The 26801-nt window shown below is 55.6% G+C and carries 24 protein-coding genes and 1 riboswitch; of the genes, 3 read left to right on the top strand and 21 right to left on the bottom strand.

Annotated features, from left to right (window positions below; all coding sequences use genetic code 11):
* Window positions 1-42 precede the first annotated feature (42 nt).
* Window positions 43-1725, top strand: coding sequence for a putative transporter (locus DWW03_RS03355; RefSeq protein ID WP_118406312.1), 1683 nt, complete (start codon window positions 43-45; stop codon window positions 1723-1725).
* 98 nt (window positions 1726-1823) lie between these two features.
* Complete coding sequence (locus DWW03_RS03350; protein WP_022061712.1) at window positions 1824-2189, top strand: hypothetical protein; 366 nt, start codon at window positions 1824-1826, stop codon at window positions 2187-2189.
* Between the two features lie 129 nt (window positions 2190-2318).
* Here the strand turns inward: DWW03_RS03350 and DWW03_RS03345 are convergent, their stop codons facing one another.
* The 3 genes from DWW03_RS03345 to nrdD form a co-directional block, all read right to left on the bottom strand.
* Complete coding sequence (locus DWW03_RS03345) at window positions 2319-2891, bottom strand: DUF2284 domain-containing protein (RefSeq protein WP_022061711.1); 573 nt, start codon at window positions 2889-2891, stop codon at window positions 2319-2321.
* A 141-nt stretch (window positions 2892-3032) separates the two neighbouring features.
* Window positions 3033-3503 (bottom strand): anaerobic ribonucleoside-triphosphate reductase activating protein, encoded by a 471-nt coding sequence (gene nrdG, locus DWW03_RS03340; protein ID WP_015546146.1) that lies wholly within the window; start codon window positions 3501-3503, stop codon window positions 3033-3035.
* Between the two features lies 1 nt (window position 3504).
* Window positions 3505-5598 (bottom strand): anaerobic ribonucleoside-triphosphate reductase, encoded by a 2094-nt coding sequence (gene nrdD, locus DWW03_RS03335; protein WP_022061710.1) that lies wholly within the window; start codon window positions 5596-5598, stop codon window positions 3505-3507.
* 138 nt (window positions 5599-5736) lie between these two features.
* A riboswitch (cobalamin riboswitch) is annotated at window positions 5737-5933 on the bottom strand.
* A 395-nt stretch (window positions 5934-6328) separates the two neighbouring features.
* On the opposite strand from nrdD, the gene DWW03_RS03330 reads away from it, so the two are divergent.
* Entirely contained in the window at window positions 6329-7591 is a 1263-nt protein-coding gene (locus tag DWW03_RS03330) for a site-specific integrase (RefSeq protein ID WP_118406311.1), read from the top strand.
* A 42-nt stretch (window positions 7592-7633) separates the two neighbouring features.
* Here the strand turns inward: DWW03_RS03330 and DWW03_RS03325 are convergent, their stop codons facing one another.
* The 18 genes from DWW03_RS03325 to DWW03_RS03240 all read right to left on the bottom strand — a co-directional run bounded on the left by DWW03_RS03325 (window position 7634) and on the right by DWW03_RS03240 (window position 26793).
* The gene (locus tag DWW03_RS03325; RefSeq protein ID WP_015547817.1) at window positions 7634-7936 is read right to left on the bottom strand and encodes a helix-turn-helix domain-containing protein; all 303 of its coding nucleotides are present in this window, start codon (window positions 7934-7936) and stop codon (window positions 7634-7636) included.
* A 1-nt stretch (window position 7937) separates the two neighbouring features.
* Window positions 7938-8219 (bottom strand): helix-turn-helix domain-containing protein, encoded by a 282-nt coding sequence (locus DWW03_RS03320; RefSeq protein WP_015547818.1) that lies wholly within the window; start codon window positions 8217-8219, stop codon window positions 7938-7940.
* 26 nt (window positions 8220-8245) lie between these two features.
* Window positions 8246-8605, bottom strand: coding sequence for a hypothetical protein (locus tag DWW03_RS03315; protein WP_018696915.1), 360 nt, complete (start codon window positions 8603-8605; stop codon window positions 8246-8248).
* A gap of 122 nt (window positions 8606-8727) precedes the next feature.
* Window positions 8728-9978, bottom strand: coding sequence for a DUF6047 family protein (locus tag DWW03_RS03310; RefSeq protein WP_229096085.1), 1251 nt, complete (start codon window positions 9976-9978; stop codon window positions 8728-8730).
* A gap of 48 nt (window positions 9979-10026) precedes the next feature.
* Window positions 10027-11967, bottom strand: a complete 1941-nt coding sequence (locus DWW03_RS03305) for a DUF4906 domain-containing protein (protein ID WP_118406309.1) — start codon at window positions 11965-11967, stop codon at window positions 10027-10029.
* Between the two features lie 11 nt (window positions 11968-11978).
* Window positions 11979-12176: a hypothetical protein gene (locus tag DWW03_RS03300; RefSeq protein WP_018696912.1), complete on the bottom strand. Its 198-nt coding sequence runs from the start codon at window positions 12174-12176 to the stop codon at window positions 11979-11981.
* A gap of 11 nt (window positions 12177-12187) precedes the next feature.
* The gene (locus DWW03_RS03295; protein WP_118406308.1) at window positions 12188-13078 is read right to left on the bottom strand and encodes a radical SAM protein; all 891 of its coding nucleotides are present in this window, start codon (window positions 13076-13078) and stop codon (window positions 12188-12190) included.
* Between the two features lie 2 nt (window positions 13079-13080).
* A complete protein-coding gene (locus DWW03_RS03290; protein WP_118406307.1) occupies window positions 13081-14739 on the bottom strand; it encodes a hypothetical protein in 1659 nt (552 codons plus the stop codon).
* Window positions 14740-14741: 2 nt separating this feature from the next.
* The gene (locus tag DWW03_RS03285) at window positions 14742-15296 is read right to left on the bottom strand and encodes a DUF3575 domain-containing protein (protein ID WP_018696909.1); all 555 of its coding nucleotides are present in this window, start codon (window positions 15294-15296) and stop codon (window positions 14742-14744) included.
* A 23-nt stretch (window positions 15297-15319) separates the two neighbouring features.
* Window positions 15320-17929 (bottom strand): InlB B-repeat-containing protein, encoded by a 2610-nt coding sequence (locus DWW03_RS03280; RefSeq protein WP_026318579.1) that lies wholly within the window; start codon window positions 17927-17929, stop codon window positions 15320-15322.
* Between the two features lie 74 nt (window positions 17930-18003).
* A complete protein-coding gene (locus DWW03_RS03275; RefSeq protein ID WP_118406306.1) occupies window positions 18004-18834 on the bottom strand; it encodes a DUF4906 domain-containing protein in 831 nt (276 codons plus the stop codon).
* 9 nt (window positions 18835-18843) lie between these two features.
* Window positions 18844-19026, bottom strand: coding sequence for a hypothetical protein (locus DWW03_RS03270; protein ID WP_015547824.1), 183 nt, complete (start codon window positions 19024-19026; stop codon window positions 18844-18846).
* A 224-nt stretch (window positions 19027-19250) separates the two neighbouring features.
* Window positions 19251-19850 (bottom strand): RteC domain-containing protein, encoded by a 600-nt coding sequence (locus DWW03_RS03265; protein WP_015547825.1) that lies wholly within the window; start codon window positions 19848-19850, stop codon window positions 19251-19253.
* Between the two features lie 353 nt (window positions 19851-20203).
* Window positions 20204-21220, bottom strand: a complete 1017-nt coding sequence (locus tag DWW03_RS03260) for a glycosyl hydrolase family 18 protein (protein ID WP_033395329.1) — start codon at window positions 21218-21220, stop codon at window positions 20204-20206.
* Between the two features lie 67 nt (window positions 21221-21287).
* Window positions 21288-22904: a BT_3987 domain-containing protein gene (locus tag DWW03_RS03255; RefSeq protein ID WP_118406305.1), complete on the bottom strand. Its 1617-nt coding sequence runs from the start codon at window positions 22902-22904 to the stop codon at window positions 21288-21290.
* 3 nt (window positions 22905-22907) lie between these two features.
* On the bottom strand, window positions 22908-24260 hold the full coding sequence (locus DWW03_RS03250; protein WP_118406304.1) for a BT_3987 domain-containing protein: 1353 nt from the start codon (window positions 24258-24260) through the stop codon (window positions 22908-22910).
* A gap of 6 nt (window positions 24261-24266) precedes the next feature.
* On the bottom strand, window positions 24267-25193 hold the full coding sequence (locus DWW03_RS03245; protein ID WP_033395341.1) for a glycoside hydrolase family 18: 927 nt from the start codon (window positions 25191-25193) through the stop codon (window positions 24267-24269).
* A gap of 7 nt (window positions 25194-25200) precedes the next feature.
* Entirely contained in the window at window positions 25201-26793 is a 1593-nt protein-coding gene (locus DWW03_RS03240) for a SusD/RagB family nutrient-binding outer membrane lipoprotein (protein WP_018696901.1), read from the bottom strand.
* Between the last annotated feature and the right edge of the window lie 8 nt (window positions 26794-26801).

Below are 26801 nucleotides of genomic sequence, written 5' to 3'. Positions count from 1 at the left end.
GGGATTTTTCCCGGACGGAAGCCGACCGGATGAGGATTGGATATGGAATTAATCGAACGATTGTTATTTGGCTCCGAGTCGCTTTGGGGCGGAGGTGTGGCCCACTCGGTGCTGATTCTGGCGCTGGTCGTGGCGTTGGGTGTCATGCTGGGCAAACTCAAGGTCGCCGGCGTGTCGCTGGGCGTGACGGGCATTCTGTTCGTCGGCATCGGCTTCAGCTATTTCGGCATGAACGTCGACGAACACCTGATGCACTTTCTCAAGGAGTTCGGACTGATTCTTTTCGTCTATTCGATCGGCCTGCAGGTCGGGCCCGGATTTTTCTCTTCGTTCCGCAAGGGCGGCGTCACGCTCAACAAACTGGCGGTGCTGGTGGTGGCGCTGGGTGTCGCCACGACGGTGGCGCTCTATTACATCACGGGCTTGTCCATGACGACGATGGTCGGCGTGATGTCGGGCGCCGTGACCAACACGCCCGGACTGGGCGCCGCACAGCAGGCTTTCAGCGACATGCACGCCGGAGCCGATGCCCCGGACATCGCCACGGGGTACGCCGTGGCCTACCCGCTGGGCGTCGTGGGAGCCATCCTCACGCTGATCGGGCTTCGCTACCTGCTGCGCATCGACGTGAAACGCGAAGAGGCCGCCGCCGGGCAGGATTCGGACGCGCAGAAAGACCTGACGACCCGGCGTCTTTCCGTCGAGATCGTCAATGCCGCCGTCAACGGCAAGACCGTCGCCGAGATCCGGGACCTTGCGCTGCGGGATTTCGTCATTTCGCGCATCAGCCGCGGCGGCGGAAGCCCCGAACTGGCTGACGCTTCGACGGCGCTTCATTGCGGCGACCGCATCCTGCTGATCGCCGCGCCCCGGGACGTCGAGGCGCTGGTAGCCCTGCTCGGGCGGGAGGTCGACGCCGAGCCGATGGTCCATGACAAGGCGATGATTTCGCGGCGCATTCTGATCACCAAGCCCGAGCTGAACGGCAAGACTCTCTCCGAACTGCGGGTCCGTTCCACGTGCGGCGTCACGATCACGCGCATCAACCGTTCGGGCATCGACCTGGTGGCCTCCGGAAACCTGCAATTGCAGATCGGCGACCGGGTGACGGTCGTGGGGCCCGAATTGTCGGTGGCCCATGCCGAGCGGCTTTTCGGCAACTCGCTCAAGCGGCTCAACCACCCCAACCTGATCCCCATTTTCACCGGCATCGCGCTGGGCGTTCTGCTGGGCAGCATTTCGTTCTGGATTCCGGGCATCCCGCAGCCCGTGAAACTGGGTCTTGCCGGAGGTCCGCTGATCGTGGCCATCCTGATCGGCCGCTACGGGCCGCACTACAAACTGGTCACCTATACGACGATGTCGGCCAACCTGATGCTGCGCGAGGTGGGCATCTCGCTCTTCCTGGCGGGCGTGGGACTGGGCGCGGGCGAGGAGTTCGTGCCGACGCTCGTGGCGGGCGGATATGTCTGGATCGCCTACGGGGCCGTGATCACCGTCGTGCCGCTCCTGCTGGCGGGCATTTTCGGACGCTTCTACTACAAACTCAACTATTATACGCTGATCGGCGTTCTTTCGGGGGCCTCGACCAACCCGCCTGCGCTGGCCTATTCGGCCGAACAGACCTCGTCCGACGCTCCGTCGGTCGGTTACGCGACGGTCTACCCGCTGTCGATGTTTCTGCGGGTGCTGGCGGCACAGCTTTTGATACTGATATTCGGTTAAACCGGAAAAGGAGCGGCAAGGAAACGGACACGTTGCCGCCATAACGGGTCGGACGCGATCAGCAAGCCGGCCGCGCCTTTTTCCAAAGACGAACGCTTATGAACATCGTGCTGTATGGAGTTCCGGCGAAGACCGCCGGCCGGATCGCAGGCCAGTACGGCCTGAAGGAGATCAACTCACCCGACAAGTTCGACGCCTCGGGAACGATGGTGCTCGTTCCGCCGATAAGCACTCCGCGCTACCTGCTGGCGTTCTACAACGCCATGCTGCGCCACGAGGACGATGTCGATGCGGTCATCATCTGCGGCATCGAGTCCTGCGAGGCCGCCTCGACGGTGCAGTACTGCACGCCTCCGGGAAAATTCTTCTCCCTGAACGGCGGGTTGGACGAGGAGGAGCTTCTCTCCGAACTGCGCCTGATCCTCGACTCCCTGTTTGCCGAGGGCAACCAGCTCAACGTCTGACCGCGCGTCAGGCTCCTTGCCGGTGCCGACGGTCGTCAGCACGCGATTATTTCGTATGCGCCCGACCGGACGGCCCGCAGCGGCGCGTGCGCCGAATTCTTGCCGCCGCGTTCCGGTTGAAAACCGCCCTTATCCGTTCCATACGACCGATTCCGCGTCGTGGAAAAATCCGCATACGAGCGTCAGGTACTCGGGCATGCGGCCTCCGCTGCCCCACTTCATCTCGATTCCGAACAGTTCGGAGGCCGTGCGTGCCACGTCGAATCCGCAGGCTTCGAGCGACGGCCGCACCAGTTCCGGATGGCGGCAGGGCCTGCCTTCGGGGCGCGTGCAACTCCCCTCGGGACAGTGAATGCACGTTCCGACGTAGGCGAACGAGCGTCCGCCGTATTGCCGTTCCATCTCCAGCAGCCGACGTTCGAGCCGCTGCCGTTCGGGCAGGATCAGGCGTCCCGCTTCGGAGACCGGGAGTCCCGGCTCCTCGGGCGTGATTCTGGTCGCGACGAGCAGCGCCGTGCCGTAACGCGTGACGTACTCCTCCATATCGAACCCGAACGGCGGGCATCCCCAGCTGCGGCCGTAGTTGCCGCACTCCCGGCAATAGCCGCCCACCCGTTCGGCGTCGCGGAAGCGGGCGACGTATGCTGCGGCGGGCAGTTCCGCCGTGAAATCCCGGGCGGTGTATCGAAACGAATGATCCATGCGGCAAAGTTATGAAAAAAACCGCCGTTCCGGGCGGTTTTCGCACCATTTGCCGTGGGAGCCGGCCGTAAGTCGTTGCATGGCAGACAACGCTAAACTAATCTCTGAATTTCCGGCTCCCACCGGCAAAACGGCGTCGCGTCACGGCTTGCGCCGGAACAGCTTCGTGATGTCCTCCATCGTCCCGTCCGGTTCGATCCGGTAGAGCCGCTGGTTGGTCGTCGGCGCCGTCAGCGGACCCAGCGCCTCGACCCATCCGCCCAGTTTGACGTAGTCGAATGCCGCGGCCTCGAAACCCTCCGGCAGCTCCTCCCGGCCCGAATACCATGCCGTGCGCAGCTCCGGGCAGGTTTTCCGTACGGTCCCTGCCAGCCGGGCGATCTTGTGCGGCCCGGCGTCGCCGCCCATGAATGCGACGCAGGTCACCGAACGTCCGTAACGGGCCAGCAGCCCCAGCAGTTCCGCCTCGTCGAGCACGCGCCCTTCGTCCGCCTGCAAGTGCGGGCTGTGGCATCCCGGGCAGCGGTTGGGACAGCCCGTGATGTTGAGCGCCAGGGTCGTTTCGCCGGGAATCTCGGCGAACACCACGTCGAAATTGTGATACCGCACCATCCTACTCCGCCTTGGCGTAATAGCGCCGCGCGGCCTCCTGCTGGCGAGCCGCCGAGAAGTTCGAAACGCGCTTCATGTAGCCGATCACGCGCGTCAGGTAGTCCACGTCGTCCGAGTGGCATGCGGGGCACTCCTTCAGGTAGCGTTTGTCGATGTGCCCGCACTTGTTGCACATCGTGTTGGGGATGTTGAACGTGAAGTAGTTGCATCCTTCGGCGGCCGCCACGCGCAGCAGGTGGCGGTACTGCTCCTTCGAGAGGTGCTCCTCGAGGTTCATGTGCAGGGCCGAGCCGCCCGTGAGATGCTCGATGTAGCGGCGTCCGTGGAGGCGGAACTTGTCGATGACGTTCAGCGACTCGTCCTCCACGACGTAGAAATAGGAGTTGTAGCAGTCGCGCGGCACGGCATATCCGTCCTCGCGGTCCCACTTGGCGTGCTTCACGCCGACGTTTTCCGCCGGGATCATCTCACAGTTGAACATCACCTCCTTCGAGCGGTATTTCCGGTTGTAACGCTCGATCAGCCCCAATACCCCCTGCACGAAAGCGGCGTAGTCGTCGTTGTCGTCGATGCGGATGCCCAGGAATTCCGCAGCCTCGACCAGTCCGTTGACGCCGACGGTGAGATACTGCCGTGCGAGGTTGATGTACCCCGCGTCGAAGAGCGGCAGCATGCCCTTGGCCTTCAGTTCCTTGAGGTTCTCGTTGTAGGCTATCTGCACCTTGTGCACCAGGTCCACTATCTCCTCCAGATGGGCGAGGTAGTGCATGCCGTTCTTCACGGCGTACTGGATGCAGCGGTTCAGGTTGATCGTCAGCACGCTCTTCGAACCCGTCGAGACGCCTCCGGCGCCCAGCGTGTAGCTGAACCCGTTGTCTTGGATCTCGTTCCGCAGGCGGCAGCACGACGACAGCGAGTCGGCGTTGTCGCTGATGTAGGTGAAGAACGAGTGCCCCGCGGCGTACATTTCGGCCGTGAAGTCGCCCCACTCGCGGTCCATCACGTCGCCGTCGCGGGTCAGCAGCGCCATCGTCTCGACGGGGAAGGTCAGCACGGTTTTCGTGCGTTCGCGGTTGAACCACGTCATAAACCGTTTCTGCAACCACGACAGCGACTCCCAATGGGGTTTCGAGCCGTCCGGGAAGACGAACTCCCCGAAAAGCGACTCGAAATAGTAGCGGTCGTAGTAGGCGACGTTCCAGAACACGGCCTGGAAATTCCGCGCCCCGGTGGGCTGGTTGATCGAGTAGACGATCTGCTCGAAGCAGTCGGTGATCATCTTGTCGATCGTGCGCCGTTTCTTCGAGAGGTCGACCACTTCGTCGGCGCGCGTGTAGTAATCCTCGCCGTACTCCTGTTCGATGAAATAATTCATGTACATCAGGAATTCGGGCGTCGCGCAGGCTCCCGAGAGCATCGACGAGACGATGAAGACCATGTTGACGAACCCGCCGCAGAACGACTTGAGGTTGGTCGGGCGCGTCGAGTTGCCGCCCACCGACAGCGTGCCGCCCAGCAGCCACGGGTACATCGTGATCGAGGCGCAGTAGTTGGCCATCGACGTTTCGTCGTTCTTGTAGATGAAGTGGCCGTTGAGCAGGCGCAGGTATTTGTCCGACAGCTCCTTGCCGTACATCTCCTTGATGCGGTCGGTCAGCAGACGGCGGTTCAGGCGGATGAAGTTCCGCTTCGGGAGTTCGCCGATCAGCGTGGCGATGTTCTTGTTCTCGACGTTGGCGTTGGCGTCGTATTTCGACCCTGTCGCGGGGTTTTTCGCGTCGCAGTAGTTGATCAGGAATTCGAGTTTCTCGCGGTCTTCGCGGTCCTCGGAGTGCTTCTGGCGGTAGAGCATGTAGCTCTTGGCCACGGCGAAATAACGCTCGGCCATCAGGGCCACCTCCACCTGGTTCTGAATCTCCTCGACCGACATGCCGTCCGAGACGCGGACGCGGCTCAACACCGACGTGAGGTCGTCGTCCGTGGCGTAGCCGCCCACCGAGAGGAACGCCTTGCTGATCGCGCGTTTGATCTTTTCGACCGAGAACGGCGCCCGTTTGCCGTCGCGTTTGACGATGTAAATTTCCGAAATGCCCATATTTATCCCATATTTGTTGTGTGCCTGTGCGGTGCGAAACCCCGTTCTCTTCTGCTGCGGCCGCAGAAAAGGGCGGAATTCCCTCGAAAAACATGTTCGGTATAAAAAGGTCCGGGTATCGCCCTAAATCCCGAAGGCGGCCACCCTTCCCGGCAAGGCAGGTCTTCTGACTCGCCCCTTCCGCACGCCTTCCCGTCCCGGGGGACAGTGGCTAAAGAGTGTGCGGAACGCAACGGGGCTTACAGCTACGGGAATAGTCCCTGATTTTCACAGGAGTTCCCTTTTGATCTCGTGCCGACAGCCGTCGGCGGAGAACCTTGCACGAAAACAAATATAGGGATAGTTCTCCGGAAAGGAAACATGCTTCGGGGCTTTTAATGAACATTTTGTGAACAAATGCGCGCGCCGGCACGCCCCGGGCGGATGGCTCCGTTCCGCCGCGGGCAAAAAAAAGACATCCCCCTGATGGATGAGTGTTTTTTTATAATTGGAATAGGCAAAATGTAAATAACGGAAAATCAATATATTAAAATTCCGTTATTTACACGGATTTCGGATGCAAAGGCTATTAAAAGTAGAATTCGACGGGAGTTTCGTTACCAAATCGTAACCCCGTCGAATTGCTTTATAATAGCATATATGCGACTGAATTACAATTTCTTGCGCAAATATACGTAATTCTTGAGAACTCAACAACCGATACCTTTGTCACATTAAAAATTGTTGAGTTATGAAAAGTACGTTCAAAGTTCTGTTTTATCTAAAAAAGGATAAAATCTCGAAAGACGGGAAAGTTCCGGTCATGGGGCGCATCACGGTCAATGGCACGCAAGCCGGTTTCAGTTGCAAATTGAATATCGACCCGGCGCTATGGGATGAGAAAACCAATTATCTGAAATCGCAACGAAATACGCTTTCGCGCGAAATTCACCAGATGCTTGAAAACATCAAGGCTCAAATCACCAAACATTATCAGTCGATCAGTGACCGTGATGCGTATGTCACGGCCAATAAGGTCAAGAATGCTTACCATGGTTTCGGCGACCGATATAAAACGCTTATCGCAGCTTTCGACTACCACGCCGATTCTATAAAAGCGAGAATCGGACGTGACAGAGCGCAACGTACTTACGATAGGCTGATGGAAGAACGCCGTTGCCTGATGCGGTATCTGGTTCTGAAAAAACTGGAAGATGTGACTTTGAAGGAGTTGGATGTTACGTTCATCGAAAGATATTACGCATGGATGCTCTCAGACGGACATTGCGGCAAGACAACGGCTTTCAAACGCACCCAGACGTTGAAGTGTGTTTTATATGTAGCCGTTGAGCAAGGCTGGATAGACCGTCATCCCTTTCTGGCGTTCAAATGTGCTCCGGATTATAAGCCCCGCATGTTCCTGTCCGACGAAGAAATACAACGGCTTATGAATATAGAATTGCGTTATCATCGGCAGCGGGCCGTGCGGGATATGTTTATTTTCTGTTGTTTCACCGGACTGGCTTATATAGATCTGAAGAATCTGACTTACGATCATATCGTAACAACTCCGACGGGAGAACAATATATCTATAATCGCCGTCAGAAGACCGGTACGCCTTATCACATCATGTTGCTGCCCATTGCGCAAGAGCTTATCGAACGATATAGGGGGTATCCGGGTAAAATCGACGAAACGCGGGTCTTTCCCGTGAAAGATCGGAAAAGTATGTGTACAACGATAAAACGTATTGCCCAAAAATGCGGCATTACCAAAAACCTATCGACGCACATCGGTCGGCATACATTCGGAACGACGGTCACGTTGGAGAAAGGAGTACCTATTGAAACCGTTTCGGAAATGCTCGGACATAAGCAGATTACGACGACTCAAATCTACGCCAAATTAACCGCCAACAAGATGAAGGAAGACGTACGTCTTCTTACGCAGCGCATCGGCAATCTGTATGAACTCACACAGCCTACGACCCGGCTGCTTTCCAAAGAGGCTTAACCCTAAACGAACGGCGACCAGATCAGTCTGGTCGCCGTTCGTTTACTTATTCCAGGGCCGGAAGTCGCGGTAGTTTTTCTTCAGCACCTCGAAGATACCGGATTCGGGATAGAGGATTTTCCCGCCGAGCGTCGTATAGGGAATCGCTTTCGTATCCCGCAAGGTCTGCAACGTCCGTTTGCACACATGGAAGCGTCTGCAAATCTCATCTCCGGTCAGATAATGCTCCTGACCGATCGTCGGCCGCAAATGTTTCATGGCCGTTTCGATCTCGCGCGTGGTTTGCACCATCCAATCCGTCAGTTCCTTGAACTCTTCGGATCGCTTCGTAATAATGTCCGACATACTATCTGCGGATCAGAGCTTCGCGGATGACGCGTTCGACGTCGGTCTCCCGGTAATAGAATTTGGAACCTATCGTGGAATATGGGATGATTCCCCGATCGCGGTAATTCTGCAAAGCCCGCTGCGAGATATGCAGCGCCTCGCATACTTCCTGCGTGCTGAGCCATTTCTCCCGTGTGGGCGGAGCTACCTTACGATACAATTCCGTTACGGCGACCGACAGGCCGCACAGACGCCTTCTCAGTTCCAGATAGGCATCGTGTTCCATCATGGTTACTTCCATAAGTCGAATGTTTTATGAATTAGTATTTAGTATAATTTAAGCACCGGCATCGGATGCCGTCGTGTTTCATTTCGTCGTTTCAAATCCGGTGCACACAGCCGGATTTGCCGTCGTGCCGAAAAGTAATCCTCCGTCAGCATCAGCTTTTCTGCTTCCGGCGTAAAGAGCATTACGCCTTTCATCACCGCATAATACGCCTCGTCATTCGCCACGACATGACGGGGCTGTAACTTCAGACGAGTCAATTCCGGCAATAATTTCCGCATGTATAGTTCATCGGGCCGCTTCGCTTCTTCCGTCGTCGCATGGAAGGATGCTTCCGGAGGCAGATCGTATTGCAGATAGAACAGGTTTTCGAGCGCCCGTCCGGGTGTTGTCTTTTTCAACTCTTCGGAGATGTGATGCCTGAAACCCTCTTCGCCGTTCGTTCCGACAGCGAAACGTACGGCATGCAGCGTTCAGTCGAGCGTCAGGTAAATACTTCGTATCCGGTCTTCCCGCATATTCGTTACATTTTTATTGCGGCACGTTTGCCGCTGACAGGACGGGAATGCCGCAGCCTGCGTTTCGTTTCCCGCTTTTTGGTTACGGTGCCCGTTCCGGGCAGGGAAACATGCTGTTTCGCATCCGGCGATGACTCTTTGTATTCCGTCAGGAATCTCCCGTTCTGAATGTTGTATTCCGTGCGAAGAATACCCGCTGCGATTTCACGGGCCTGCTGCTGCAAGGCACCGTACCCGAAGTCGTGCGTCGATTGCCGGTTTCCCATACGCGCCCGGTCGCAATCCCGGAGTTTCGACGCCACCTCGGAGAAGAACTCCCGATGTCTGAAACGATGCAACCCGTCGTCGGCTACAGATGCGGCGTACCCGTTTTCCGCGATATACAACAGCGTTGCGAGATCGTGATTGCCTGACGATACCTGTGTCCGGTTCCCGGCAACGAACCTCTCGAAGTCCTCGTAGCACGGCGATATGGAATATGCTGCCGAACATACGCCTTCCGAAAGTACCGATGTCGGAATCCACTTCTCCACGGTAAAACTGTATCGGGATCTCTCCAGTCCCGGATACTCGCTTTTCAGATCGCTTTTCACGAATTTGTCGATACACTTGTCCGCCATCGCGGCGATTCGGGGCGGCAAATGTTTCAATTCATAGATTTTCAGCGTATCTGCATCAGTCCGCATTCCGAAGAAACGATCCGTCATGTATTGCATATAGCAGTACATGGCCCGCCGGCCCTTGGGCGTATCGCTGAAGAGATAAGTTCCCTGTGAAGAGGTTACAGCCCGATAGAGCGGTGCATCGTCGGGCGCCGTACGGGCACAATGCATCGTAAATCTCCGGTATTCGGAATCGCGCATCAGCTGTTCCCGCCGCCCTGCCGGAGAGAGGGGCGAAAGACCTTTCGAGAGTGCGAAAGCCGCATCCCGGAGCGAAACGGCCGGCTCGGGGTGTATATCCTGCCGGATAAAAGCCGGAGCCAGCTTCCCGTAAAAATATTCGTTCGTCGTACTTCGGCGCGACGGAATCGCTTTGCTGTCGGGAAAGGTCAGATGCAGCAGCGTGTGGTCGGGAACGACCGATGAACGGGAGCAGGCGGCAACCTGTTCGCGTATATAATCTTCGAAAGACTGACGTCCGTTTTCTCGGACGGCGATACGCACGGCCTGCATCTGCGGATTCATCGTAACGAAAACACTCGCCGGAACCTTGCGCCTCATGAGGCGGTCTAAAAAATCTGCGATTCGGGACATGAACGGTAAATTTCAGAGGATTTTACAAGACAGAATCGGAAATAATATCTATTCCCTGACACAACGCACCAGCCCTTTGCCTTTTCCGCCTTCGAAGTTCGTCCACCCGCTGTTGATCTCGAATTTGAAATAGACGGTCGGATACGGCGTAGCGGATGTCGGTTCGGACGCCGCTCCGGTCAGCATGACGGCAACGCCGTCACGATCCAGCCGAAAATCGTCGTTCCCGACCGGTACGGGATAAAACGTCCCCTTCGTATCTCCCCTGAAGCGCTGGAACCAATAGCCGTTGTCGAACGCTCCGACCACATATGGTTCTCCGGGAAAAACGTAATTCTCGAAAGCCGTCCATGTATAACGGCTCGGCAGCCGGTACCCTTCGGGACAGGGGCCATACACGCTTTTCGCACTCGCCCAACCGTAAGTGTCCACAGGCGCGGGATCGCCCCAAAGGGCATTGTCGTAATAGGTATAAAGTTTGGCGTACCACCCCGTATAGACATACGTCGTCGGGTGCCGGGTCATATAGGTCAGATCGTATGTTTTGGCTTCGGATCCGTTCGAGGTGTAGATTGTCGGCCAATGGTTTATGAACCGATCCTTACGTCCTGCGGCGTTGTAGACCTCGTTCGACGTAAAGGGATCTTTGCGCCCCCATGTGTAGACCAGTCCGTAGCGGGTTTTCAAATCCGTACCGATGGCTCCCAGATTCCGATCCATGACAAGGAACTGTTCGCCCGCTCGGTTCGTATACCGGTCGTCCTGCGGCCGATCGTTGGGCAGGCACCATATATGCCAGCTCCAGAGAATCGTCCCGCCAGCATCGTACACCGCGACGAGCGCATTGCCCCGCTGACCGTTCGTGCGCACCGTAAGACGGTTGTCCGCAAGCGTGAATCCCGTCACGATCTTGTTGTCCTGCCACAGCAGCCCGGCGGATGCCGGAGCGTATTCATCGCCCGCCTCGATTCCCAGATAGGCGTAATTGCGGCTGCGAGACGTGCGATACGGGGTAACATCGAACGTAACCTGATCGCCGGTGCAGATATGGCAGTTCGCCGTTCCGTAATACAGACCGTCGTAGACGAGAACCCGGTTGTCGATCTCATTTTCGCCCCTGATAACAAGCTCCAGATTATGCCACGTGTTTCGGCGGACATTGAAATCCGACGTGTTATTTTCACCCGGATAAACGATGTATTCGACAAGGGCTTTGTCCGCACTCCGTTCCGCGAGAATCCGCAGGTAGGTGGCACAGGCCGGAGCATTTTCAGGGCACTTGTCCTTCTGGTCGGTGATCGTGTCTACCGAGCCCTGCAAGTTCTCGAAAAGATACGCTGTACCCGCGGTTCTCCGTTCATTGCCGACAGGCATCGCCTCGCCGTCATAGTAGTTCGCCTCGACCGTCGAAGAAATACTGCCCGAATCGAAGGGACGTATCGTCAGCGGCAGATTGCAGAACTGCACAGAGCGAAGACGGAGCGACGGTGCGACGGCGTCGGCGACCTCGATGGTATAGGCGATCTTCGCCGCACTGCGCGTTACGCGAAGCGATGAGGGGGTACACCGGCCAGCGCCATCGACCGCCAATGTTCCCCGATCCGTCATCGGGATAGCGTCCGAAGACTCCATCACGTCTACCGCTGTTTCGTAAAACTGGATCTTGAACGCATTTTTATCTCCCAGATCCTGTCCGGCGTTCGCAATCGCATAACTCCGATAATTGCCGGGAAGGACGTTGAACACCAGCGGCGAGGAAACGGAGGGGAAATAAAAATGATATTCTGTATCTCCGTACAGATACAAATTCACATCCCGAATGCAATTTTCATCCATTGCGCGGGTGGCGGCCTGCTGCTCGGTCGTCAGATGCAGTTCGACCCTGACGGGCGATTGTTTTTCGGGCGCCCGAGCCGGTATCTCTACCGCTTCGGTGCAGGCTGCGAGCATCGAAAGCATGCCCGGGAGCCAAATCAACAGTTTTTTCATCGTGACAGCGGTTAAAATTCGGGGGTTGCGATTTCCTTATCCCAGCCGGGAATGTCGATCGTATCGGCTTCGATCACCGGGCAGCGGATAATTTCCACCTCTTCATGTTCGTAGACATGGCAGCCTGTAAATAGCGATGCGATAAGCGCGACCGCCGTTGTTGCAAGAAAGCCGTACGCGACGGCATATTTGATTTTCAGTCTGTTCATAAGTTCGATTGTTAAGTTCGTTTTTTTCGGTATTCCTCATAATCCACGGAGTGGAACAGCGGTTTGCGATTGCACCAGTAGGCCAGCCGCCATTGCTCCCACGAGGGTTTCCCCTCGTGTTCGAAATCCCGGTACGGCTGCGCGAAAGGCTGACACCCCAACGCTTTCAGCTCCCGGATACGTCCGAGCGCATCTTCGGTGTCATCCCTTATCAGCACATAGAAAAATAGTCTCCGGGCCGGAACGCCGTGCTTACGGAGGAGTTCTATGGCTTTATGAACGTCGTCCTGCATGGCACGGCTGTCGTAGGCCATGCGCAGAAAACGTATCCATTTGACCCGTGCGAGCAGCGCAGCGATCTCCGGTGTGCGGGCGATACGCCGGGCATCGAGTCCTTGGTTGAAATCTACCCGGATATCCATGCGGACGATCTTCTCGATCTGCATAAGTCCCCACTCCGAAGCCAAGACATTGTTGTCGAGCAGTACAGCATGCTTATGCCCGTCGAGAAACTCTTCGTTGTCAGCGTGTGCCCGGACTTCACCTTCCTTATGGGGCACGACGCACCACGAACAGCGGTTCACGCATCCGCGCGTCAGAAACCCATAGGCTTCCTTGACCCCATAAAGCGAGTAATCCGGGCATATATGTTCGATCTCTTCGGGAAGAATCGTCGCATAGTCCCTGTAACCCGTCCCGGCACGCACGACCTCGCAGTCGTAGCGATCCGTACAATCGCGCGAAAAGGTAAAGACCTTCGACATATAGACCTTGTCATAACGCCTCGCCGCGGGATCGGCGAACTCCACCGTATCGCCCCGGCGCTTGTGCCATGCCGAAAGTTTCATCAGCGCAAGGTTCGGGAAGTTGTGCCCGTCCACATCCACCAGTCCGATCCGCATGACTATTGTTTTAAGAGTTCAGCAATCTCCGGATCGAGATTGCCCCGATACTCCATACGCCCGTCCAAGCGGCATGCTTCGAGGAAATGCTCCCGGCCTTCCGCCTTGCGTCCCAGCCGCGAGCAGGCGATGGCCCGCAGATACTCCGTCACGGCATCCTTGGGCATCGTTGCCAACAGCTCCATCGCCCGCTCGTTATGATCCAGCGACAGATGCGCCACGACCGTATTGCGGTCGTTGTAGTCGTTGAGAATGTACAAGGCTTTGGCGTATTTGCGTTTCTGCAACAGTTGCACGCCGCGGGCATAGGCCGTATCCAGCTCCGTGGTATGGATCGTATCCTTGACCATTCCTTTGCGGCGCAGGCTGTAGCGAAAATTCACGGCCCGCAGCTGCGGGTAGATCACCGAACGGATATAGGCATACTCTTTCGGAAACCGCTGCCGGATGGCCTGCTCCCGCCGGTCGGGATTCTTTTCTGCGACGATCAGCTCCAGAATAGCGTCACGGCTTACGACCTCCCGGTCTGTTCGGATGCGGTTTGTCAACTCCTGCCAGTCCTCGGCCACCCACCGCACGGTCAGCATCGTGTCGATGCTTCTGCCGTATCGGCGGACAAGATAGCGTTTGAGCGCCGCGGCCCTTCCTTGCGAGAGCCGGTCGTTGAAGGCATAGGCTCCCTCCGGAGACGATGCCGCCGTCAGCGTGATGGTATCGACCCAAAATTCCTGCTGTTCGACGATCTGCCGCATCAGGCCGGTGATCTTGTCCAGCTGCCGCCGATTATCGCCCAGCGTATCGACCACACGGGTATCGCCCACGAAGAACTGAATGTAGTTGCGATCTTCGACGGTCACGAACTTGTCGATGACCTTGATGCGATACCTCGGTACGGTATCTACAAAGGATAGCATCGAGGATACGACGTAGCTCAGCGTATCGGACGGCGGCAGACGGTAGGCGCTGTCGTCCACGGCCAACACCTGCCCCTGAAGCGTTACGAGCATCTTCTTCGAGGTCTCGTGGGTTTTCACTGCTTGGGAATAGTAATACGTGACGGTGCTCCTGCCTTCGACCAGCGAGTCGAGCCGGACGTCTTCGGGATAGGGAAACTTCACGAAGCGGTTGAAGGCCGCCTCACGCCCCACGGTATCGGGGCGGAAGCGTTCGACATAGGTTTCGTACTGCCAGTAGTCGCGCTCTTGCAGCAGCGAGAACCGTCCGCCGCGGATCATCAGATCTTCGAGCGCCACGGATTCGTCGGGTTTGTGAAGTATCGGTGTGATTACGACGCTGCGGCTCTTGCCCAACAACTGCTTGGGCAGCGTCACGATGAAATCCAGCACGACGCGCCCGTTGCGTTCGGGAATAGACCGCATCTTCGCCACGACCGTCACCTGCTCGATCTGAAGGGCCATGACACGCTCACCGTCGGCAAGCGTATCCACGGGTGCAAGAAAGAATGTATTGCTGTCACGCTGGAGTTTTACGACCTGCGGGCGGTAGTCCTGCTGCCGCTCTTGCCGCTCGGCGCGGGTAAGCTGCGAGAGCGAGGCAGTCATCTGCTGCCGCTGAAGCCGTCCGGCTACCGAGCAGCCGAACAGGCTTCCGAGCGCTGCCGACAGCAGACCTATCTGCAATATCTTATTGCATATCTTCATGGCTAAAAGATATAAGAGAATGAGACTTCCAGTTTTGTCGGCGCCAGCGTCCAGCGTCGGTAACGGTAGATGTATTCATCCTCCCAGTCAGAGACGGTCGGGTCGTGGCGTGTGTCTTCGGTATGGAACAGCCCTATGCCGGCTTCGAGGGCGATATTCCATCGTTTCGAGAGCATCCACGCATATCCGTAGCTGACACCGAGGCCATAGGCATGACCCTTATAGCGTTTTGTCCGGCTTCCGAGGTCGTAACCGACATAGGTAAGGTGTTGTCCGAGAAAGTGTCCGACGAAGGATTCGTAGAACCAGTAGCGGCCGCCGAGCTGTACGGCGTGGAAGTTCATCGAGAGGGATGCGGTTTGCACCGGATTCCAGTAGCCGGACAGCTCCAGCGACCAGTTGTCCGTCAGGGCCGCTTCGGCCCCGACGTTCAGCGTCGCGCTGCACACCGCAAGAGCATTGGCCCTTACGGCGAAGATCTGCGCCGCAGCCCTGCGGGGCAGCCCCCACAAGGCCGCCGACAGCAGCACGAACAGTATGACTCGTTGTTTGTTCATTATCGTTAGCTATTATTTCGGTTTTATTCCCGGATGCAGCGCACCGGATTGGCAGCATAGCGGTAAAAATCCGTTGTGTTGACGAACGGCGGGTAGTTGCTCGTATCGAATAGGATCGAGGTGCAGGCTACGTCATGGAACACGCCGGTCGAGTCTCCCCAATGAAGATAATACGGAGCGTTCGTGTAGAGCCTTCCGAGCGACCCGTTGCGGTCGTAACGTCCTTCGTAGAATGTTCCGCCCAAAGGTATCTTCGCTGTCTGCGTGCTGTTACAGCGGATTGTAATGTAATAAGGTGTCGATACGCCTATCCGCTCTATTTCCGCAAAATCCTCGGCACCGGGCACTTTCCATCCCGGAGGGCAGGGATCGTAAATGGATTTATGGCTGGTGCGGCTGATATTGTTCTTCCCGGTCGTGACGTTGCCCCAGAGGTTCGGGTGGTGGTCGTAGAGCCAGTCGGCGACCGACGTCCACTCTTCCCAATCCTCGTAAAATACACCGTCCATATAGGTCGTTGGATGCGCTGTGGCCCATTCGAGGGTCATCACGTCGTAAGGCGATTCAGTTCCGGAGGTTCGGGGATTGCTTTCAGCATACTCGAATCCCGGAGCATAGACGGTCGGAGCCTGCGTGTAGGCGTCCGTGGCCAGCGCCGGATACGGGAACGGATCTTTGCGGCCCCACTGGTAATAGAGTCCTTTGGCAGCGGCCTGCGTGCAGTCCGTAGCCAGGGCCCCGAGGTTGCGATCCATAAAGACGGCTCCCGAAGCATAGGTCTGGGCCGTGGCCTCGATATCGTAATCCACCGACCAGATGTGCCACGACCATATGCATACCCCGCGGCTGTCGAGAAGTCCGATTACGGCATTGCCATAGGTCATGCCGGTTCGGAAGACGATACGTCCGTCGCCGGTCAGTTTCGCGCTTTCAACGATCGCGCCTCGGATCGTGCCCGTTTCCCAAAGCACCCGTGCTTCCGCACCCCGCAGGGGCTCCGGGCGGATGTTCGTCGTCGCACGGCCGTTGCCCATCGTCGTAGCGTCGAACGAATAGGAGGTATTCAATTCCGGCGCGATATAGCAGTTGGCCGTGCCCCCGTCGTCGAGCGGCCGGGTATTGACCGTGAATTTCGGGAAGATCGCGGCTTCGGGCGAGGTCGGAATGTAGGCATACGAAGCCGAGGTCGAAAGCCGTGTCTTGTAGTCGGCTGCCGAATACCATCCCTCGAAGCGGTATCCGGCTTCGGGTACGGCTGTCAGCGTGCATCCCTTTTCATGGCACAAGACGACCCGGTCGTGCGTCAGGAAAGACGGTTCAGCGTCATACAACGCTCCGGCGACGGTTACCGTACCGTTTCCGTTTTCAGCCGTCGCGGGGTGAATATATACGTCGAGACGGTTGGCGAAGCGGTGTCCGATGTCGAACGACTGTGCAAATCCCGCATCATCCTCGACCGTGACGGTATAGACCACCTGCGAATTGACTGTCGTATAGATTCCCGGAGCGTAGTTCACGCCGAAGATATTGGGGCCGGGCTGTTCCGGAAGCATAAGGTCGCGGCCTTCCCCTACGGGAGAGCCGTTCAGACAGAACGCTCCGGCGTTGCCTTGCGCGACACCGATACGTCCCCGAAGCGTCAGGGGTGCGGGACTCCCGTCGATCTCCACGGCAAGCATCTGAAACGGATTGTAGGTGCAATATCCGCCGACCGAGTTTTCTTCGTAGGTGTCATGCACATTGACGGCATAGCTGCTAATGCGGGTATCGACCTCGCTGTCGCCCAAGATCGAGATATTGAGCCTGTAATGCGTGTTGGCCCGGACATTGAAATCCGAGGTGTTGTTTCCTCCGAGGTAAATATAATAAGCTAATATTTTCGACCCGCGCACGGCGCGGATCAGCAGATACGAGGCATTCGCAGGGGCATTTTCCGGGTTCTTCTGCCGTTGGTCGGTAATGGCCGCCACCATGCCCTGCATATTGGGTAACAGATAGCAGTCGCCCGCAGCCTGCTGTCCGGAAAGTTCCACCTCCGGACAATCCGTATAGTCGTCGGGATCATCCGACGGTGCGGCCGCCATATCGAACACGGATACAAAACGCGGTACCGAGAACAGTTGCACGGAGCGCAGTTCGATGTCGGCAACGGCCGGAGTAACGGTAATGTGATAGGAGATTTTCGACACGCAGCGTTGTACTTCGACGGCAGGCAGCGTCAGCATCCCGTCTGCCGAGGGAATTATCGTTATATCGCCCTCATAGGCCATAGGCAATACATCGTACTTGTCGGCGTGTGTAACGGTAAAATCCTTCCACAGCAGATTGTCGCCCAGATCGCGGCCCAGATTGGCGGCAATGCAGATCCGGTAGTCGCCCGGTAGGCATTCGAAACGCAGCGTCGCAGAGGTCTGGTAACGGTGCAGGACAACATTGCTGTTATCGTCGTAAAGGTAGAGGTTCAGGTCGCGGATGGCCGTTTCATCCGCAGAGCGAGTTACGGAGGACATCCTTTCGGGCCGTACCGTCAGGCTGACGAAGACACCGCGGGGATTTGTACATTCTGTCCTGTCCTCGGCGATGCAGCCCCACAGCAACAGGATGGCAGCGAGTATCAACAGATATTTTTTCATAGTCGGAAAAATCTGAAAAAGGGATTGAAAACAGCTCCCGCCCGCGAGGGACGGGAGCTGCCAAAACAAGAGGGCTATGCCCCCAGCTCGACGTTCTGCGTCACGGGCGTCTCCCAATCGGCGACGGTGACCGATACGGCGCACTCCTGACCTACGAGACCCGTGATATTGGCCGCGACACGGTAGTAGCCGTTTCGGAGAATCTCGCCCGCGGCCTTACCCGTCAACTCGACCGAATAGGTCACCTCCGAGCGGTCGTCCGTAGTCGAGGTGCTGCCGTCCGAATCGTATGTGGCGTTAATTTCCAGCAGAACGCGGCTGCCCGCGGGCAAAGCTCCATTCTCGAAACAGTAGAACAGCGCATTGCATTTTCCCGAAGCCGTGGCGGGAGTCTGCGTGTGGCTGAAGGTCATGGCCCCGGGTGTCGGCGTTCCGGCCACGACGAGCGACTGCGAGGCGGCTTTGGAGAGTTTTACCGAGTTGATGGTAAGCGTTCCTGCATATTTGTCGGCGAACGACGGGTCGATGGTCGTCTGGAGGACTACTTTAGCGACAGTGCGTTTGAGTGTGATGCCGACATTGGTCGTGGAGTTCACGGCCCCGACGGTCTGCGATTTCATGCCCGACATCACGAAGCCGCCCGAACGCTTGGCTGCGGTGGACATCTCGGCAAAGGTGCCGTTATAGTCGGCGGCCGACTTCTCCACAAGGGCCGTAAGGGCCGCCCGGGTCTTGGCCGACGAGGCGTCGTAGTTCGCTATGGCGTAGAATGAACAGGGGGTGCTGGCAAGAGATTTAGGTAGGGAGAATGTCGCCGATTTCGCGGCCAGCTCGCTGGATGTTAAATCCCGGCGAATAACGAAGTTGTCGGCATTATCGAAGACGAAAATCGACAGTGACGACAACGAAGACTCTCATGCCTCGGCCGAGGCTGTCGAATCGAAGAAGGAGCGGGTGTCGGCAGCATCATCGGTAAGCGTAAGTGCGATACGTGCCCCATCGGTGAAAGAATTGGGGGAAGGTACGACTTCGGTCTCCTTGTTGCAGGAAACGAATGCGGCAGCGAAGACTGCAACGGCTAAAAGGATGTTTTTCATGTTATTTGGATTTTGAATGCAGCGATGCACTATGCGTCGCTTTCTGCTGCAAATGTATAATACAAAATCACTGAAAAGTACACTTTTCCGGATGCCTCTCGGGAAAAATCAAAAAGTTTTTTGTAAAGTATGAAAATATAATCAACTGAAAAATAAACTGTTGAAACTTTGCAAACGGAGAAAAACTTTCTGATTTTCTCGTCCTTGACAGGTCTCCGCTCTCTCTATCGCAGGTGTCTTTCGACGACTTGCTCATAGGCTTTTTTCAATTTATCCAGAAAAGGTGTGACCGCCGTGCTGCGGTCAAGCATCCTGGTTTTCTTGACATAGACATCGTTGATCGTGATATGGAATGTAGAAGACAAGGCACGGACGATCTCGATGAAACGCGCCTTGCGGTTGCCGTACATGATAATCCCGTTTTTATGAAGGGCAACGGCAAGCTCCAGCAACTCTTGCTGCGTCCCTGTCCACAGCAACTCGCCGTCCTGATAGGATAAAGGAAACGAATAGTCTTGGTTCGAGCTATATTTCGTACTATTGCTGACGATATTGATTTCGCAATCCAGAATATACATGATTTTATAGATGAACGTCGTCCTTAAAACATTGTTCGAATATCGATTAAACGATGGATGGGACAATACGTCGAATTCAACCCGGCTGTAATACAGTATTCTCAAAATATCATCCCGGTTATCGAAATTAGCAACCATCTCGGTCATCGTCTCGATAAACTCTTCGTATGCATGGGCTAATTCCGACGGATTCGATTCATTTTGAGTTAGCAACGCGTATATACGGGTATGAATAAGCGTTTTCATAAGACAGGATTCCGTATCTATAGGGTCACATTGCAATATTCTTAATCATATGCGATTAAAATATTTTTTAGATACAGACATAATAGAGATTGTCACTTACCTATGTCATCAATGCATATGACCGTTACTAATGACGAAATAATAGACCGAAAAATGATAAAAGCAGTATGAATAACTTTGAATTTACTCTTTAGTAATCGAGTGTTTAAATCGCGCTATCGTTACATCCTTTGCAAAATCCATTTATTTTCCATTTAACTTAAAGAAAAACCCGTACACCGCCTTTCGGTCGATGCACGGGCCAGATGACGTCGCCTAATGTCTATCCTATACGGATTTACATCGAGTGAGTGCTACTGAATATCTGCATAAGTAATCGTGTATCCCGCAGGGTTGAATGTCCAATCCTGAGAATACTCCGTACCGGTATAAGTTACAGTTGCGCCAAATGCACCTTCTGCGATCTTCTGGAATACAGGCAGCGGATTGACATTCGATGCCTTACGGACGTTAAACATCATAATACCGCCGTAGTTGCCGCTGGCAGCCTGCGAGGAGCGGGTCTTGATCTGATTCAGGAAAATTGCATTGTACGATTGTCCCATCTGGATAGCCTGCGGGCACCAGCGATCGTTCGTTACGCCGGCGAATGCGCTGGAAGTCTGGAAAACATTCGGGCCAAACGATCCGTGATCGGCCAAATCGATCTCCGCGCCTGCCGCTGCGGAAATGTTAGACACATAATTCCACTGGAACATCTGGATGATTTTGCGTTCGCCGGGGAATTCAGCATTGAATTTCTCACGCAGTTTGAGAACGAGTTTGCTGGCCGAAGTGGGATCAATGGGAGTCGAATAGTCGGCATATTCATCGTCGAATCCGATTCCGTCCAGGCCGTATTCCTTCACGATGTAGGTGAGAATAGCGGCGAACTTCTCGATCTGGTCATCCGTCAGGTTCGAGATGCCGATCCCTTTGTGGTCGCCCAGAACGTTCAGAATCACCTTGATTCCGGCATTCTGCAACGGCTCGATATAGGTCGCCTTCGCAGCCATCACCGGAGCCAGCTTGTCGTTGAAGAAAATGCAGGGATCACCATTCGCGTCTTTCTGGATATTCGAAGCGAAAAGCTGTACGAGATCGATGAATTTCTTGCCGTTCATCTCGTACGACAACGCGTTGAGCGGATTGGTGTCGTTGATCTCGTAATACACCTCGATCAGCGGTGTTTTGTCGCCGTAGGCCCGCGTTACCTGAGCCGTTTCTTCCGGTTGTGCCTGCATGTCGGGATTTTCCACGTCTTTGTTGCAGGATGTAAACATTGCACCCGCGGAAAGGAGCAGAGTCGTAATAAATAAAGTCTTTTTCATAGTTAATAATTTTAAAATGGTGATTGTAATTTGTGATTGCACGATGCAAATCCGTATTTTATCGTTTTTACCAGTCTTTCGCCAGATCTCCGTAGTTCAAAGCTCCCCACCCGTAATTTACGAAGACATTATACATATACGTTCCATCCATAGCTTCATCGCCGAATACGGCCCATAACATACTCGGAACCGCGTTCCAAGACGATTCATATGCATTTTGTTGATTGGAGATAAGGTCGGCCCATACGATCGTATTGTTCGGCGCATAGCCCATCATATCCCAGATGGCCACATTCATAAAACCTTGTGCCGTCATCAGGAAATCGCTTGCCGCCGGATACCACGGCACAGCGAAGTATCCGAAATTCTCAGACGGTACCCCGGCGATCGGCCGGCGCGGATGGTTCGTCGTCGGGAGCATCATGCCCAAATCGGCCGCATCGCCCGGTGTGAGGTCGATTACTTCCCACGGGTCGAGCAACTGGATATCCTCGCTCTCCGACATATATCCCGACCATGCATAATCGAGGTACTGTCCGACCTCGATGCCGCCCGTCGCCTCGGTGTCCCCGAAATATTCGGTCGGCTCTTCGTAATCGGCCAGCGTCAGCAGTTTGTCGGGCATGGCTTCGCGCATGGCCTTTATCAGCTTGGGATAGGAAGTCGTGTTCATCTCCGGCATTCCTTCCACCTGACCGTAACCGGCATTGCGGTCGAAGAAATTCACGCCATCCAGATCATACAACTCCAGACAGGCTTTCACCTGCGCCGTGAAGTCGGCGATCTGGCTGTCGGTCAGGTTGCAGAATCCGAGTCCCGAGCCATTTCCCTCCAGCGAAAGACAGACCTTGCGCCCCTTGTCCTGCAACGGACGGATATACTTGTCCGCATGTTCCAGCACATAGCGTATGTCAGAGTTAAGCACCAACAAGGCACGCTCCGTATCGGCCTCGTAACCTATCTGCACGATGCGCAGATTGACGATATTGCCGTAAGTCCGCTCCCAGAGCGTATTGAACGGCGGCATGGCTTCGGTTTTCTGCAATATCCAAATGTCGGCCAACAGCGGCTGGTATTCGGTCGTGTTCAGATAGAATACGTTCAGGTATTCCGTATCCAGTTCGTAGTTGCCTATATCAATCCCGCGGACTTTCACGCCGTAATAGACCGCCTTGCCTCCGTCCGTAAGAGCCGCATCATTCGATGAGATCGCAATCGGTAATAAGTACGTTCCGGCAGCCAGTCCGTCCGACTTGAACGATACCTGAATTTTGTCGGAGATACGCTCTCCCGCCGCTACGGCAATCGTACCGTTACCGGCAATGGTAACATTCCCTGCCGGGAACGGGAGTAAATCCGTACCGTACTCCTCGTTACAGGCTTCGACCAGCGATTCGTCCACGGCAGCCGTGATAGTCATCGCTCTCTCTGCCGGGCGGGTCAGCCGGCAGTAAATTCGATCTTCTGTTACTGTTGTTCCCTCCGACAGATTGACAACGGCAAATTCAGTCGGGGATTTGATGCTGCGGATTTTGACATAGGTATTCTCCAACAAATCTTTGTCGGGAAGTTCTCCGCGCTGCGATTTCACGGGATCGGTCTCGCAGGCCGTAAGGCCCGCGATGACCGCCGCGAAAAGAAGCGTCACTACTCCCTTCTTTACATTATTTATCCTTGTTTTCATAGTTTACTCCTCCGTTTCGTTAATTTTCGGAATCTCCACACCGTCGGGCCATACCAGATCGTACTCGGCCTCTCCGTCGTTATGGTAGCGCGAATAGTCCTTGATCGTATTGCCGGCTCCCTCGTTGAACTTCCAATAACCGACGAGCGTCGGGTCGCTTTCGGGATCGGCGATTTCGTACATGTTCTCCCAGATCTGCTCTTGCGTGCGGGCTACCGACCAGACACGGGCCTCGGCGATTTTGCCGTTCAGCGGGCGGTAGGCGTCGTAGGAATAGCTGATGAAGAACTGGCGGGCATCGGCCCAACCGCCGTATTTTTCTTCGTTCTCCGGCGTCGGATTATTGAGGTAACGATCGTAGAAAGCACGCATGGCCAGATTGATGCGCGTGTCGTCGCTCATCGACGCAAGCCCCATATCCTTGCCCTCGCTCTGCAACTCGCCATTGACGAAAATCCGTACCGTGCGCGTCGCCTGGTCATAAGTGCATGCGATATGGTACCATACGCCTTCGTTCAGGATCTTGCCGGCATCACGCCCCGGGAACTTACCGAAGGCCGAACCGCTGCCCGAACCGTCGAACTGCAGCTGCTGGCGCTCGAAATTCGTGTCGCCGATACGCAGAAGTAGGTAGTCCTCGACACCCATGATGGTGGAGATGCTGACGGGGTTGGCGACACCGGCCGAGTTCAGAGCCGAGGTGGCGAACTTGTCGATATAGATCAACGCCTCGTAGGTCACGGCCGTCAAGTTGTTGAGGGCCATCGCCTGCTCCGTATCCTTGTCGAGTGTCGGGAAATTGATCCAGTTGTCGGTAAGCTGCGCTGCCGTAGTGATGTTCGACGATCGTTTGATAACATACCAGACGGTCGAAGAACTGTCCAGCGTCGGAACGGACGCATTCGTGATCGTCACGGGCAGCAGATAGGTAGCATCGAGGGTCAGCGCACCTGTCTGGTCTTCGCCCTCGCCCAGCAACTCCTGCAGATGGAGCGTCACGGCATCCGAAGCGGTCTTGCCGGCCGGGATGGTTACCCGCTCGTCGGAAAGCGAATAGTATTTCGCATCGAGCATCGGCCACGAGGTGTTGTGACGGGCGTTGTAGGTATCGACGAGCGATGGATCGACTGCAATGGAGACCGTGACGTCGCCACCGGACGGATAAGCCAGCGTTGCGGAGAATGTCCGATCGAGTTCATCGAGCGTGTTTTTGATCGTTGCCGTCTGCACGTCAGTCGTTTCCGCCACGTCGAGGTAGACCACATTACCGAACTTGTGGTCGTCGGCATTATAGGACTGACAGGAGCAGAAAGCGGCCGAAGCGATCAGCCATAAGTATTTATTAATTCTTCTCATTGCTCACTATTTTGAGGGGTTCAACGTCTGGATGGCATTGCGAACAAGTTTATAGTTCATGTCCAGATCATAATAGTCATTATAAATGTCGTAGGTTCCCAGTCCGGCCAGCGGCCCGAGCGATACAACCCGCTCGGCCATTTCCGTGATAGCGGCATGTTCCTCGACATTCTCGTCATAGAGAGGAGCGCCTGCGGCAGCGGCCAGCAGCAACTTCGTAGCCGGAACGCCGGCATACCCCGTAGCGTTGAGTACCTGCATCTTCAGGTCGGTCACATTCTCCGTAGCCTCGGTGTCGAGCACGACATAATCGACCTTCGACAAAGCGTCCTCCGTCAAGAAAAGCGGATTACCTTCGAAAACGAGCAGTTGTCCTTCGGTCTTTGCCGCGGAAAGTCGTTCGACGATAAGTGCAGCCGCCGTTGCGGTCGCTGCGTCGCCCGCATTGGGGATACCCGTAAACGAGTAACCGTCCAGTCCATTCTTCTCGACCGCGGCGATAACTTTATCGAGGTAAGCGCCGAGTTTTGTTTCATCGGTCAGTTCCCCGCTGCGGCCTGCATAATCGACCTGATAGAGCACTTTCGTACCTTTCTCACGCATAGCCGGCATATCTTCCGCATCGTACTTCGAGAAGTTGTCGGCATTGGTCAGCGACACGATATCGAGCGAGTCGGGCAGGCAACGCATGAAATCCTTTTCACTGGTACCCGGTTGGGGAGAGTTAAACAGACGGGCGTAGACGATAAAATGTTCCGACTGCTTGTAGTCGCGCAACGCCGCCGTATATTCCGCCCACAATTCCGGATTTTGATCCTCCGGGCGTTCGACTTTTTGTTTGACGGCTTCCGTTTCGTTCCAGTCTTCACACGAAGCGAACGTCGCGGCCAGCAGGCATAAGGAGAGAAGCCCGATCAATTTATTTCGTTTCATATCCATACTAATTTAAGTTTTTGCGATCCCACCATACTCGGGTTCCCTGCGTATCGCCCGCTCCGTTTACCGACTCACCGTTCAGTGCGGAAACGGCGGCTTGCAGGTTCGTCGGGTTCTCGGTGTACTCTTCGACCGGATAAGGCAGACGGCGTGCGCCCAGCGCCACGTTCACGGCGCCACCGCTGTTATCCACCACGGCTGGCAGCAGACGGGGATAACCCGTACGGCGGTGTTCTGTCCACGCCTCGGTTCCCAGCGGGAAAATGGCAATCCATTTCTGGGTAATGATCCGTTCGAGGTTGGTTTCGAAATCCGCCGCGGCGTTCCATGCCACGGTGATCGTGCTCTGCGGAGAAGCCATGGAGTGCTTGTTCAACGGATCTTTGTAGGCTGCCGGAGTACTTGTCGCATCGGAAAGATAGCCCTTCACGTTATCGGCACCACGCTCCTCGAACGAGAGCGTGACAGCCTGCTCATAGAGTGTTCCGGCAGTTTCGGCCGAGCCCCAGCGCAGTTCATATTCGGCACGTAGGAACGTCGCTTCAGCGGCGTTCATCCACAGATAGGGATCCGTACCCGTAACGCGCATGTTCGAGTAGGACGACACGGCCTGCGCCTTACTCGTCACGTTGATACCAATGCGAATACCCGCATATCCCTGTATTTCTTGTCCGTTCTCCACAAGGGTTACAGTCGTAAACATCTTCTCGCGGCGCGGATCGTTGTAGCCGTTCATGTAATTGATGATGTCGGCACCAATACGATGGTCGCCCCAGTCGTTGTAAATGAGCGTCGTTCGGTTGTCCGAGGTGTGCATCATGGCATTGTCTGCGTTGGTCGTGATGACCCCGGCGGCAATGGCTTCGGCAGCTTTCGACTTCGCCAGATCGGGCTTAACCTCCGTTAGACGCATGGCCATACGTAACTTGAGCGAATTGGCGAATTTGAGCCACTGCGAGATATTACCCGAATAAACACCGTCGTAACGGCCGAAGGCATCCGAGGGTAGTGAAAGGTTGTCCTGAAGCGAAGCGATCACGTCGTCTAATTCTGTAAACATCGCCGTGTAGACCTCTTCCTGTGTATCGTAGGCTACCTCCAGCGATTCGGTCTTACTGGCCATGACCTGCGTATAGGGAATCGGGCCGTAGCTATCCGTGACGCGCTGCATGATGGCAATGCGGAACAATTTGGCCAATGCCTGCGCCACTACGTCCTCCGTACCGTTGATAATCGCACGATAGGCCGGATAGGTATCGGAGATCATATCCACGAACGGAACTTTCCGCCAGTCAGCCGAGGGATTGTAGTTTTCGAATGTCGCCTGCCAGGTATCGACGGTCTTACCGTTGTAGCCAGCGTAAGGGCATCCGACGATGCTCTCGACGAATTGAAACCGGTGCTCTTCCGTCGGAACGACCAGGCCCTGAAGGGTCTTGAGGTTCGTACCGATCTTATAGTTGTTAGCCTGCAACTGTTCGTCGGTCACTTCATTCGGATTACGATTGATGTCCGCGAAATCGCCCGTACAGGCAGTCGTACCGAGCAGCACCACCGAAAGCAGCAGTAGCTGCATTTTGTTGTTTGTCTTTTTCATGGTTTTGC

Origin of the sequence: Alistipes sp. AF14-19, from assembly GCF_003461645.1 — a bacterium.
Lineage (GTDB): Bacteria > Bacteroidota > Bacteroidia > Bacteroidales > Rikenellaceae > Alistipes > Alistipes shahii.
The sequence above is the reverse complement of the archived record's forward strand: the minus strand, read 5'-3'. Positions and strand labels throughout refer to the sequence as shown.

Bases quoted from the DNA above. Each gene is read 5' to 3' on its own strand.
- DWW03_RS03355 (WP_118406312.1), top strand. From the start codon at position 43: ATGGAATTAATCGAACGATTGTTATTTGGCTCCGAGTCGCTTTGGGGC.
- DWW03_RS03350 (WP_022061712.1), top strand. From the start codon at position 1,824: ATGAACATCGTGCTGTATGGAGTTCCGGCGAAGACCGCCGGCCGGATC.
- DWW03_RS03345 (WP_022061711.1), bottom strand. From the start codon at position 2,891: ATGGATCATTCGTTTCGATACACCGCCCGGGATTTCACGGCGGAACTG.
- nrdG (WP_015546146.1), bottom strand. From the start codon at position 3,503: ATGGTGCGGTATCACAATTTCGACGTGGTGTTCGCCGAGATTCCCGGC.
- nrdD (WP_022061710.1), bottom strand. From the start codon at position 5,598: ATGGGCATTTCGGAAATTTACATCGTCAAACGCGACGGCAAACGGGCG.
- DWW03_RS03330 (WP_118406311.1), top strand. From the start codon at position 6,329: ATGAAAAGTACGTTCAAAGTTCTGTTTTATCTAAAAAAGGATAAAATC.
- DWW03_RS03325 (WP_015547817.1), bottom strand. From the start codon at position 7,936: ATGTCGGACATTATTACGAAGCGATCCGAAGAGTTCAAGGAACTGACG.
- DWW03_RS03320 (WP_015547818.1), bottom strand. From the start codon at position 8,219: ATGGAAGTAACCATGATGGAACACGATGCCTATCTGGAACTGAGAAGG.
- DWW03_RS03310 (WP_229096085.1), bottom strand. From the start codon at position 9,978: ATGTCCCGAATCGCAGATTTTTTAGACCGCCTCATGAGGCGCAAGGTT.
- DWW03_RS03305 (WP_118406309.1), bottom strand. From the start codon at position 11,967: ATGAAAAAACTGTTGATTTGGCTCCCGGGCATGCTTTCGATGCTCGCA.
- DWW03_RS03300 (WP_018696912.1), bottom strand. From the start codon at position 12,176: ATGAACAGACTGAAAATCAAATATGCCGTCGCGTACGGCTTTCTTGCA.
- DWW03_RS03295 (WP_118406308.1), bottom strand. From the start codon at position 13,078: ATGCGGATCGGACTGGTGGATGTGGACGGGCACAACTTCCCGAACCTT.
- DWW03_RS03290 (WP_118406307.1), bottom strand. From the start codon at position 14,739: ATGAAGATATGCAATAAGATATTGCAGATAGGTCTGCTGTCGGCAGCG.
- DWW03_RS03285 (WP_018696909.1), bottom strand. From the start codon at position 15,296: ATGAACAAACAACGAGTCATACTGTTCGTGCTGCTGTCGGCGGCCTTG.
- DWW03_RS03280 (WP_026318579.1), bottom strand. From the start codon at position 17,929: ATGAAAAAATATCTGTTGATACTCGCTGCCATCCTGTTGCTGTGGGGC.
- DWW03_RS03270 (WP_015547824.1), bottom strand. From the start codon at position 19,026: ATGAAAAACATCCTTTTAGCCGTTGCAGTCTTCGCTGCCGCATTCGTT.
- DWW03_RS03265 (WP_015547825.1), bottom strand. From the start codon at position 19,850: ATGAAAACGCTTATTCATACCCGTATATACGCGTTGCTAACTCAAAAT.
- DWW03_RS03260 (WP_033395329.1), bottom strand. From the start codon at position 21,220: ATGAAAAAGACTTTATTTATTACGACTCTGCTCCTTTCCGCGGGTGCA.
- DWW03_RS03255 (WP_118406305.1), bottom strand. From the start codon at position 22,904: ATGAAAACAAGGATAAATAATGTAAAGAAGGGAGTAGTGACGCTTCTT.
- DWW03_RS03250 (WP_118406304.1), bottom strand. From the start codon at position 24,260: ATGAGAAGAATTAATAAATACTTATGGCTGATCGCTTCGGCCGCTTTC.
- DWW03_RS03245 (WP_033395341.1), bottom strand. From the start codon at position 25,193: ATGAAACGAAATAAATTGATCGGGCTTCTCTCCTTATGCCTGCTGGCC.
- DWW03_RS03240 (WP_018696901.1), bottom strand. From the start codon at position 26,793: ATGAAAAAGACAAACAACAAAATGCAGCTACTGCTGCTTTCGGTGGTG.